Annotated in this window: 5 protein-coding genes; all 5 read left to right on the top strand. The window is 60.2% G+C overall.

The genetic code is table 11. From position 1 onward, the window contains the following. The first annotated feature begins 48 nt into the window (after nucleotides 1-48). The 5 genes from E7002_RS09035 (at nucleotide 49) to tsf (ending at nucleotide 11964) form a co-directional block, all read left to right on the top strand. Nucleotides 49-2949 (top strand): S8 family serine peptidase, encoded by a 2901-nt coding sequence (locus E7002_RS09035; RefSeq protein WP_303728574.1) that lies wholly within the window; start codon nucleotides 49-51, stop codon nucleotides 2947-2949. A 5-nt stretch (nucleotides 2950-2954) separates the two neighbouring features. Then, nucleotides 2955-5849: a S8 family serine peptidase gene (locus tag E7002_RS09030; RefSeq protein WP_303728573.1), complete on the top strand. Its 2895-nt coding sequence runs from the start codon at nucleotides 2955-2957 to the stop codon at nucleotides 5847-5849. Between the two features lies 1 nt (nucleotide 5850). Beyond that, nucleotides 5851-10029, top strand: a complete 4179-nt coding sequence (locus E7002_RS09025; RefSeq protein WP_303728572.1) for a S8 family serine peptidase — start codon at nucleotides 5851-5853, stop codon at nucleotides 10027-10029. Between the two features lie 221 nt (nucleotides 10030-10250). Continuing rightward, nucleotides 10251-11027, top strand: coding sequence for a 30S ribosomal protein S2 (gene rpsB, locus E7002_RS09020; protein ID WP_066663835.1), 777 nt, complete (start codon nucleotides 10251-10253; stop codon nucleotides 11025-11027). 61 nt (nucleotides 11028-11088) lie between these two features. After that, the gene (gene tsf, locus E7002_RS09015; RefSeq protein ID WP_303728571.1) at nucleotides 11089-11964 is read left to right on the top strand and encodes a translation elongation factor Ts; all 876 of its coding nucleotides are present in this window, start codon (nucleotides 11089-11091) and stop codon (nucleotides 11962-11964) included. Nucleotides 11965-12086 lie beyond the last annotated feature (122 nt).

Genomic DNA, 12086 nt, shown 5'->3' with positions numbered 1-12086 from the left:
TATACTCGAGGGACGCGGAATGGGGTGCCGCGAGTTAGTTGGTCGCGCATGAAGAAGCAAAATGCAAGGGGCATGTTCTATGCCCGTCGTGCACGAATGGGGCGAACGCTTGGCGTTGCTTGTGCTTTGCTGTGCCTGGTAATTTGGGGCGTCGTTTCCTCTGTCCCAGCTCAGCAGCCTGCCCTGATTCAGGAACCACTCAAGAGTGCGGCGGTTCCAGAGGCCGATGACGCATCTCAACCCGATACCCCCTTGACTGCCTCCCCCGAGCCCAGCGATTCGACTGGCGACTCGGATGACTCCGCTGGCGAATCGCCCGAATCCGCCGTTGCCCCGGCCCTTTCCCTGGAAGAAGCCGCTCGCGCGAATATCGTTGTAAGCACCCCGGGCGAATTGCTGCTCTCCGTTAGCGAGGGAGCAACTGTCGAAAGTATCAATGCCTTTCTCCGTACAGTCGATTTCATCGTTACGGAAGACGTGTCCGACCAGGATCTATCGTTGGGTTTCGTGCAGGTTGCCCTGTCGGATGACGTAACGCCCGAGCAGGCCAGCGAGCGCCTGCGCGAAATGGGCGCCCAGGCGCAGCCCAACTACGTCTATTACCTTATGGACGACGACGTGTCGGCGCAGGCAATCGAGGCGACGGCCGAACAAGGCGGGCAAGGGGAGCTGGGAGCCTCAAGCGACGATGCTGCGCACGGTAGGACTGCCGGAGAAGCAGCGGATGCACTAGATTCCCAGATCGAGAGCGCAGACGATGCGGCTGCGGGGGCGCATTCCGAATCCTCCTTGGCCGCAGCTGACGTCGATGCCGCGCAGTCCAGCGCTCTGCCGGCGCAGTCGGAGGTAGAACCGGCGTCAGACCTGGTGGCGCAGTCGCTCGTTATCGACGACCCCGACCAGTCTTGGATGCTCGATTCCGTGAAGGCGCGTGCGGCGTGGGAACTCGCTGGCGTCGATGACGCGGAAAGCGGCTTTTCGCCCGTTATCGTTGCCGTCGTGGATTCGGGTTGCAACGTGAACCACCCCGACTTGGTGGAGAACGTTGTGGGTGCGTATAACGTGGTAACGGGCGAATCGGGCCTTTCCGCTATGACTGACACCAACGGACATGGTACGCATGTGGCGGGCATCATTGCGGCCACGGCGAACAACGCCGAAGGCGTGGCAGGCGTTTCGTATAACGCGCAGCTGTACCCCGTGAAGGTCATGACGGGTCGTTCCACCGACTCCGCCAAGCTAGCGAAGGCGTACAGCCATCTCATTTCCCAGAAGCAACGCGGGGCCAACATCCGCGTAATCAACCTGAGTATCGGCGGGTACCAAACCTCGACCGACGTTGACGACCTCCAGCTGATGAGCTACATGAATCGTGCGTACCAGAACGGCATTCTCACCGTGTGCGCCGCGGGCAATTCTACGTCGCACAAGGTGCCCTATAGCTGCTTCCCGTGCGACTTCGTGGAAAGCACGGTGGGTGTTATCAATCTGGATCGCGCGGGCGATTCCGTGCGCCGTGCCACGGGCTCGAACTACAATGAGGCGTCCCAGACCACCAAGGACATTTCGGCGCCTGGCACGGATATCACGAGTACCTGGTGCGATGGCTCGTACGCGACGGAATCTGGCACGTCTATGGCATCTCCGTGCGTGGCGGGCGTCGCGGCCCTCATGTTCGGCGTAAATGGCAGCCTTACCCCGTATGGCGCAACGTATCTGCTTGCCCAGTCGGCGAACGACCTGGTGTACACCAACGGCGGGGAAGTCGCCGGGGAAGGCTGGGATGTCTACACCGGCTATGGCGAAGTGAACGCCTATGAAGCCGTGAAGCAGGAAATGCAATACATCGCAAGTGGGAATTCCCTGTTCGTGGGCGGCACGTTGCGCGTGTCCGCGAATAATACGGGCGGCTCTTCGTACGAATGGAGCTGCGAATCGCAGGGAATCATTTCATTGGAAGGAGCGGGCTCGTCGTGCGTGGTGACGGGGCTTTCGTCGGGTGAGGCGAAAGTTTCCGTAACGTATACGGCATATGTGTGGCCGTACGGAATGAGGACGGTTACCGAGAGCGCGACCGTTACCGTATACGACGCCTCCATCTGCGATGCCCAATCCATAGAGTTCGGCGGCTCCACAGCGTATTCCGTTGCATGTGACCCCAACGCAACGTGGCTGTGGAGCTCGTCGGACGAAAGCGTGGCCACAGTGGACGAAACCGACGGCACGGTGACGGGCGCGGGCGTGGGAACCGCCACGATCAGGGCGACCATGCTTTCGAATTCCTCGCTCACGCTCGAGCAGACGGTAACGGTGGGGCCCACGAGCATATCCAAGGCCTCCATCCAGGCCATCTCCTCGCAGGAATACACGGGTTCTGCCGTGAAGCCCAAGCCCGTGGTTACCGCCAATGGCGTAACGCTGGAAGAGGGTGTGGACTATACGCTTTCCTACGAGAACAACGTGGCGCCGGGCAAGGGGTCCGTCATCGTTTCCGGCAAGGGCAATTACACGGGTTCGATACGTGCTGCGTTCAATATCGTTCAGGGCTCGAAGAATATGTATCGCCTGTACAACCCGAATTCGGGGGAGCACTTCTATACGGCGAGCACCTCCGAGCGCGATGGCCTGCGCAAGCTGGGCTGGCGCTACGAGGGCGTTGGATGGCTGGCCCCGAAGACGGGCAATGCGGTGTATCGCCTGTATAACCCCAATGGCGGCGATCACCATTACACCATGAGCGTGGAAGAGCGCGATGGCTTGCGCAAGCTGGGCTGGCGCTACGAGGGCATCGGCTGGTATTCCGATACGTACAAGGCAACGCCGCTCTATCGACAGTACAACCCGAATGCCAAATCGGGTTCGCATAATTACACCGTGAGCAAGTCGGAAAACGACAAGCTGGTGAGACTCGGCTGGCGTGCCGAGGGCATCGGCTGGTATGGGTTGTGATGCTCATGGCTCTGCGTGCGAAAACGAACGGACGCGTGAAGCGTGGCGCTATTGCGGGGGTCGTCCTGGCCGCTTGTGCAGGTGTGGCGCTTGCGTTCGTGCTGGGCGTTCCGGGTTCGCAGAGGCCCAGCGAGGTGCTGGTCGGACCTGTGAACGACGTTTCGCAGGCGGATGTCAATCCGTCCGGGGGCTACGAGCTGCAAGACCTCGCGCCTGGTGATGCCGGCGATGCCGGTGAGGCTGGCATGGAGGCGGTTGCTTCCCCTGCCGCGGCCACGGTAGGCCCCGATGATATCTATGTTCCCAACCAGCTGCTCTTGCTGCTCGAGGAATCCGACACCATCCAGAGCGCCGAGGCATTTCTAGCGGACTTGGATGTGTCCGTAACCAAGCGCGTGACCAGCGAGGACATCGCGTTAGGCTTTGTGGTGCTCGAGCTGGCCGAAGGCGTGGACGTGCTCACGGCGCAGGCTGCCGTGGAGGAGGCGGGCGGGTCGTGCCAGCCCAACTACGTGTATCACCTTATGGACGATGGGCTGGCAGCCCAAGATGCGAGCGCCCAGATTGCGGCTGGGGCCGCAAGTTCGGAAGGGGCGTCGGGCGATGGTGGCCTAGTGCCGCTTTCGGCATCTTCCCCCTTGGCCGATGCGTACGTGATCAATGACAACTATTACACCAAGACGGACGACATCAAGCAGGGTTACCTGTGGGGCATCGATTCGGTGAATGCCCGCGAGGCGTGGAGCATCGTGCGGTGCTTGGATACCGACCAGGAGCCCAGCTCGAACACGGTAACCATCGCGACGCTTGATACGGGCTGCGATGTCAATCACGAGGACCTGAAGGACCGTGTGGTCTTCGCCTATGATGCGGTGCGCCAGACGTCGACGAACGTCACCTCCGTGTCGGGCCATGGCACGCACGTTGCGGGCATTGCTGCAGCGACGGCAAACAACGCCAAGGGCGTGGCGGGCTATTCGTACAACGCAAATCTGCTTCCTATTACCGTGTTTAAGCAGGTGGGCAGTGGGGTGACTGCCTATTCGAACGAGATTGCCCGCGCGTATAGCTTCGTCATAAACAACAAGGACGCCTACGGCTCCGTCCGCGTGATCAATCTGAGCGTGGGGATGGTGTACACGCAGGAACAGATTGACCGCCTCAATTCGGGCGTAATGAGTTCCGACAAGATGCTCGTTGCCCGTATCAAGGAAGCTCATGATGCGGGCATTCTCACCGTGAGCGCGGCGGGGAACAGCACGGAGGCGACGGTGCCCTATGTGTGCTACCCCGGCGATCTTTCCGAAACGCTCAATGTGATGAACCTGCAGTATGACCAGGCATTGGGCCAGGTTGTACGTTCGGAAACTTCGAACTACAACACGGCTTCGCAGGTGCAGGGGGCTACGAACAAGAAGATTAGCGCCCCCGGCACGAGCATTGCGAGCACGTGGGATGCGAGTTTCCCGCTTTCGGGGACGACCACATCGTATGCCCTGATGAATGGCACGTCCATGGCTGCTCCGTGCGTGTCGGGCATTGCGGCGCTGCTGTTCGCCTACGACCCGTCGCTCACGCCTGATGAAGTGGAGGGAATCCTTTGCGCATCGGCGACCGACGTGGCGTACACGACGTATGACGATGAAGGCGCGGTGGTGGAAGAGGCCGTGGAGGGCTGGGACCCGTATACGGGCTACGGCGAGGTGAATGCGTATCATGCGCTGCAGCTGCTGAAGATACAGCGTGGCGAAGCCGACTTCCAAGAGCGCAGCGATGCGACGTTCAAGCAGATGACGACAACTGACGGTTCGACGTATACGTATGTCACGGCCGAGGTGGGCGATTCCTTCACGCTCGCGTTGCCGTTCGATGGCTCGTATCCGTTCTCGTGGGAAACGAGCGACGCGTCCATAGCCACGGTGGATGCGAACGGCGTGGTGACGGCACACGCTTCGGGCTCGGCGACCATCACGGCTCGCATGAGCGATCCGTTGGCGGAAGACATCACCTGTTCCATCGAGCTGAAGGTAACGCCGCTCAATATCAACAGGGCGGTCATTGGCTATATCGAGAATCAGGTGTATGCGGGGAGCCCCATTTGCCCAGGTATCGTTGCTACGGCCGAACAGGGCGGACGCTCGTTGGTGGAGGGCGTGGACTACGTGCTCACGTACGCAAACAACGAGAACGTGGGTCTTGCCACGGTGACGATTCAGGGCAAGGGCGAATGCTATGGAACCACCAGCCGGACGTTCAACATCATGCATGCCGACATTGCGCAGGCCGACATATCCATTCCCAGTGTTACCTATACCGGCAAGGAGCTAAAGCCCAAGGTGACGGTGACGTATGGCGCCAAGACGCTGCAGGAAGGAACCGATTACACGTTGCAGTATTCGAGCAACGTGAATCCGGGTACGGGCTCGGTGCGCGTGAAGGCGGTGTCGGGCGGGAACTTCACGGGGGTGACCACGGGTACGTTTTCCATCACGCAGGGCAGCCAGTCGATGCATCGCCTGTATAACCCCAATTCAGGCGAGCACTTCTATACGGCAAGCACCTCTGAGCGCGACAATTTGAAGCGCCTGGGCTGGCGTTACGAGGGCGTAGGCTGGATGGCGCCCACGTCGGGTGCCGAGGTGTATCGCCTCTACAACCCCAACGGGGGAGACCACCATTACACCATGAGCGCTTCCGAGCGCGACGGCCTGCGCAAGCTGGGCTGGCGCTACGAGGGCGTGGGCTGGTATTCCGATACGTCCAAGACCACGCCGCTCTATCGCCAGTACAACCCGAACGCCAAGTCGGGTTCGCATAACTACACCACGAGCAAGGCCGAGAATAATTTCCTCGTAAAGGCCGGATGGCGCTACGAGGGCATCGGCTGGTACGGGCTGTAGCATGGCGCGGGATACGACGACATATCGGCGGCGCAAGCGCATCGCATGCATAGCGGCGGCGGCCGTGGCATGCGTGGCGGTTGCCGTCGTTGCGTGGTGGTGCGGCTTGGGCACATCGCCGGCTCCGTCGGCTGGCGAGGGCGCTTCCGCTTGGGATAAGGCGGCGGTCGTTGACGGCCAGGCAAGCGGGGCTGCTTCGAGTGACCCTGCGAGCGCAGCCGATACGCAATCGAATCCGACGCCCACGTATGAGCTGGTGAGAGACGATGCAACGGCAGACTTGGAGCCCTACATGCCGTCGGAGGTCATGTTGCTGTTGGGCGAGGAGGATGCCCCCGAAGAGGTTTCCACGTTCGTGGCGTCGATGGAGTGTGTGCAACCGCAGAAGGTTACCCAGGAAGACATCGATCTGGGTTTCGTCGTGCTTCACCTTGCCGAGGGCTACGACGTGCCGGCGGCAGTGTCTGCCCTGGAAACGGCGGGCCGGGTGGCTCAGCCCGATTATTGCTACTACCTGGCTGAAGACGATGGCTCTTCGGCTGGTTCGTTGTTTGCGGATTCGTCCGACGACGGATTGGTTGCTCCGTCTTCGGCTCTTCTGCCTGCGGTAACGTCGATTGATGACTCGAAGCAATCTCTCTTGTGGGGCCTGTCTTCCATGGCGGCGTATGAGGCGTGGGATATTCAGCGCACGGAGGGCCGCGTGGTGGTTGCCGTGCTGGATAGCGGGTGCCGCATGGACCATGAGGACCTGGCCGATAACATCGTGGATAGTTACATGGCCGTCGACGCCCATGATTACGAGGACAAGGATTACATATACGACGTCGATGAATCGTCCATTGAGGACATGACGGATATTCTGGGTCATGGTACGCACGTGGCGGGTATTGTGGCGGGTGTGGCGAATAACGGGAAGGGCGTTGCGGGTGTTTCCTACAATGCAGGCCTGATGCCCGTCAAGGTGTTCTATTCGCTTACGGAAACGAAGAAGGATACGGGCATACAGAAGTCGATGACCATCGCGAACAGCAGCGACCTGGTGCGGGCGTATGCGTACATCGCGTCGTATAACGCCGAGCATCCCGAGGCCCCTGTTCGCGTGGTCAATATGAGTCTGGGTGGTTCGATGGACTCAGTGGGGTCCGAGGACCAGGCGTTCGTTAACGCCATGGATGCCGCCTCTGCGCAGGGTATTCTTTCGGTTGGTGCGGCTGGCAATGATGGCACCGACGGCCCCGACGTGAACTATCCCAGCGACTACGGCACGTGCCTGGGCGTCATCAACGTGACGCGAAATACTTCGACGGGCGTGATTACGCGCTATACGAGCTCCAATTACAATACCTCCAGCCAGACGAAGGGGAACTCCAACAAGAACATTTGCGCGCCGGGAACGACGATTTACAGTACCGTGTATGGTTCGACGAGTTCGTATGGTTACAAGTCGGGCACCTCCATGGCCTGCCCGTATGTGGCGGGCGTCGCTGCTTTGCTGTACGCTCGCGATGACGGCTTGAGCGTCGATAGGGCGAAGTCTGTCATGTACGCCACCGCCACCGACCTGGTCTACACGAATTACAACACCAATGGTTCCGTGCGCGACAATGCCACGGCGGGCTGGGATCCCTACACGGGCTACGGTCTGGTTAACGCCTACCATGCGCTTCAGCTGCTTGATATCGTGAATGGCAACGCCACGTTGGGCGGTCATTCCGTCATTCCTGGCGAGTCGTGTACCCTTACCGTTCCCTACGATGGCGACGGCTCATGGACGTGGGTTTCCAGCAATCCCTCCGTTGCCGGCGTTACGCAGGATGGCGTTGTCACTGGCTACAGCACGGGCTCGGTAACCATTACGGCAACGTTTTCGAATGAGTTTGGCCTTACAGCCGTCGTAACGGGCACGGTGGACGTACGTCCCTATAGCCTTTCGGATGCCACGATCGACGCCATTGCGAGCCAGACGTTTACCGGCTCGCTCATAATGCCCTCGTTCGTCGTGCGCTATGGCGGCGCGGTGCTCACTCCGGGCGTCGATTATTCCGTTTCGTACATGGACAATGTGAACGCGGGGCAAGCTGTGGCCGTGGCAACGGGCTTGGGGCAGTACGCCGGCAGCGTTTCCGCTCCGTTCACCATTGCGCAAAAGGATCTGTCGGGAGCCGTTGTTACCGCGCCCGACTGCGAATATGCTGGGCAGGCGCAGTCTCCCGCGCCAACCGTTGTGCTGGATGGCGTTACGCTGCGTTCGGGTGTGGACTATACCGTTGGCTATAACGCCAACGTGAATGTTGGCACCGCCACCGTCTCCGTTACGGGCAAGGGGAATTACAAGGGTACGGCCACGGGGTCGTTCAACATCGTGAAGGCATCCCTTTCTTCGGCATCCGTTTCCGCAGCGGCGCAGGTATACACGGGGGCTGCCTTGACTCCCGTGCCCACGGTATCGCTGGCTGGCAAGACGCTTGCGGTCAATACTGATTTCACGGTGGTGTCGTACGCGGATAACGTTCGTCCGGGCCTTGCGCGCGTTACCGTTCAGGGGGCGGGCAACTACGAGGGGCAGGCGTCGGGGTACTTTGTCGTAATGGGGCTTATGGACAATACGTCGTTTGTCCAGGTGGTGGGGTTGCATCCCATGGAGTACGCGGGTAGCGCCATCGAGCCAGATCCCGTTATTGGCTTTGCGGGCGTGGGGCTTACGCGTGGGGTGGACTACCAGCTTTCCTATGCGAATAACGTTGACGTGGGCGAGGCTTCGATGGTTGTCTCGGGCTTGGGGCCCTATTATGCGAACCAGAGTGCCTATGCGTTTCGGATCGCGCCCGCAACTCTTTCCGTAGCCGTATCTGACGTTACGTTGCCGTATGGCTCTGCGGCGCCCGCGTCGTACGAAAGCACGGTCTCGGGCTTGCGGGGCAGCGACGCGTGCGGCGTTACGGTGCGCGTTTGCTACGAAGATGACGAGACCGAAGTGACCCAGGATGTCAGCGAGCTGCCCGCGGGTTCGTACGCGTTGGTTCCCTCCGTCGATCTGGGCGCCAAGGCGGGCAACTATAGCGTTACCTGCAGTAATGGCACGCTTACCATTCAGGCCGTTTCGCTCGAAGGGGCTCAGATTGCGCTGCCTAACCAGTCGTATGCGTTCGCGGGTGCCGCAATTGAGCCCGAGCCCCAGGTAACGATTGGGGGCGCGGTGCTGCAGAAGGGCGTCGATTACGCTGTGTCCTATGCGGACAATGAGCTTCCAGGCGTGGCATCCGTTACCGTTACGGGCGTGGGTAACTACGAGGGAAGCGCCGTCGCTACGTTCGACATAACGGGCGGTAACATTGCCGATGCGACCGTCCAGGTGAGCGATGCACCGTATACTGGCTCTGCCGTTTCGCCCGAGCCAGTGGTTACGTTCCGCGGGAAGCAGCTTACCAGGGACGTTGACTATACGGTTTCGTATGCGAACAATGTGGCCGTGGGCCAGGCAGCCGTAACCATTGCGGGCATTGGGAATTTCCTGGGCTCCACGCAGGCTGCGTTCCAGGTAACGCGGGCCGATATCTCGGGGGCAAGCGTCACTGCGGAAGGCGCGACGTATACGGGTTCGGCTATTACCTCCGATCCCGTTGTCGTGCTGAATGGTGTAACCCTTACCGCGGGTTCCGACTATACCGTTTCCTATGGCAACAACGTTGCCGTGGGAACCGCCACGGTGTACGTCACGGGTGCAGGCTCGTATGCGGGAACCGCCACGGGTACGTTCACGATTTCCAAGAAGCCATCGCAGGGTATGTATCGCCTGTACAACCCCAACGGGGGAGAGCACTTCTATACGGCGAGCTCGAGCGAACGCGATCATTTGCGCAAGTTGGGTTGGCGTTACGAGGGCATTGGCTGGAATGCGCCCACTACGGGCGATCCGGTATACCGCCTGTACAACCCTAATGGCGGCGACCACCATTACACCAAGAGCAAGGAAGAGTGCGATGGCCTGCGCAAGCTGGGCTGGCGCTACGAAGGCGTGGGTTGGTATTCCGATACCGCAAAGTCGGTGCCGCTGTATCGTCAGTACAACCCGAATGCCAAGTCGGGTTCGCACAACTACACGACGAGCAAATCCGAAAATGACATGCTCGTGCGCGTGGGGTGGCGCGCCGAGGGCATTGGCTGGTATGGCGTGTAGCGTCTCATTTCAACATGCATACAAGGTGTGGCGCATGGCGTAACGCCGTGTGTAGGGCCCGTGGTGCCATGCGCGATTCGTATTGCGCATACGAGTGAGCGTGCTAGAATAGCGAAGTTTCTTATTACACATGCGTGCCGGACTCGTGCCCGCTAGTGGCCACCGAAAAAGGCTGCGGACCGGGGTTGAACGCGCGCAGAGGATTAACGAATGGAGTAAACATGGAGAAGGTCTCTATCCAGACCCTGCTCGACGCAGGTGCGCATTTCGGTCATCAGACCCGCCGCTGGAACCCCAAGATGAAGCCGTACATCTTCGGCAATCGTGGTGACATCTACATCCTCGACCTGAAGAAGACCCTCGTGGGCATGGACCAGGCATACACCTTCGTGCGCAACCTGGCTGCCAACGGTGGCACCATCCTCTTCGTGGGTACCAAGAAGCAGGCTCAGGAAAGCGTTGCTGAAGCTGCCAACAGCTGCGGCATGCCCTACGTGAACGCTCGCTGGCTCGGCGGTATGCTCACCAACTTCGTCACCATCCGCTCTCGCGTTGCTCGCATGGAAGAGCTCGAGGCCATGGACGCCGACGGCCGCATGGAGCTGCTGCCCAAGAAGGAGCAGATGCTGCTGCACAAGGAACTCACCAAGCTGCAGACGAACCTCAACGGTATCCGCAGCATGAAGAAGGCTCCCGACGCCATCTTCGTAGTCGACACCAACCGTGAGCTCATCGCCATCCACGAGGCTCAGCGCCTGCACATCCCCGTTGTGGGCACCATCGACACCAACTGCGATCCCGACGACGTCGACTTCGGCATCCCCGCAAACGACGACGCCATCCGCTCCGTCAAGCTGTTCTGCAAGTTCATCGCTGCCGCTGTCATCGACGGCATCGGTGCTCCCGTCACGCTTGAGGAAATGGCTGCCGAGGGCGAAGCTGCTCCCGAGGCCGCTGCTGAGGCCCCTGCCGAAGCTGCCGCTCCTGCCGCCGAATAGCATTCGTAATGAATGGGGCGGCTTCGCGCCGCCCCTCTTTCCATAGAGAGAGGAAACCCACATGGCTCAGATTACCGCCGCAATGGTCAAGGAACTCCGCGAAATGACGGGCGCCGGCATGATGGAATGCAAGAAGGCCCTCACCGAAGCCGACGGCGACATGGACGGCGCCGTAGACGTTCTGCGTACCCGTGGTCTGGCCGCTGCCGCCAAGAAGGCTGGCCGTGCCACCAACGAGGGTCGCGTCGTTGCTCTGGTCTGCGAAGACAACCCCACGGTTGGCTCCGTGTGCCAGGTGAACTGCGAAACCGACTTCGTTGCCCTCACCGATAAGTTCCAGGCTTACGCCGAGAACTTCACGAAGGCCGTTGCCGCGAACAACCCGGCTTCCGTGGAAGAGCTGCTGGAAGGCGAGTTCGAAGGCGAGAAGGTTCAGGATGCTCTCACCGAGGCCATCCACGTGATCGGCGAGAACATGCAGATCGCCAACTTCAAGCGCCTCGAGGTTTCCGGCACGGGCGCCCTGGTTCCCTACATCCACATGAACGGCAAGATCGGCGTTCTGGTGGCCTTCAGCTTCAACAACGAGGCTACCGCTGCTGCTCCTGCCTTCGCTCAGATGGGCAAGGACGTTGCCATGCAGATCGCTGCTACGTCTCCCGTTTCCCTCGACGAAACCAGCGTTCCCGAGGAAATCCGCGAGCACGAAATGGCCATCTACAAGGCTCAGGCTGCTGAATCCGGTAAGCCCGAGGCCATCCAGGAAAAGATCGCTACTGGCCGCATGCAGAAGTTCTACAAGGAAAACTGCCTGGTCGACCAGGACTTCGTGAAGGATCCCGACCAGACGGTCGCTGCCTACATCGCCGGCGTTGCCAAGGAACTCGGCGACGAGATCAAGGTTGTCGACTTCGCTCGCATCGCCCTGGGCGACTAACAGCGAATCAACCATATCGCTTTGGGAGGATGCCTCGTGCATCCTCCTTTTTAATATGAGCAGGACATTGTCAAGAGGCAAAACCGGGCCTGACCCCCAATTCGAGGGGCCAGGCCCTTCCT

This window comes from Denitrobacterium detoxificans (genome assembly GCF_015062615.1).
Classification (GTDB): domain Bacteria; phylum Actinomycetota; class Coriobacteriia; order Coriobacteriales; family Eggerthellaceae; genus Denitrobacterium; species Denitrobacterium detoxificans_A.
This window is presented reverse-complemented; position numbering and strand designations above follow the sequence as displayed.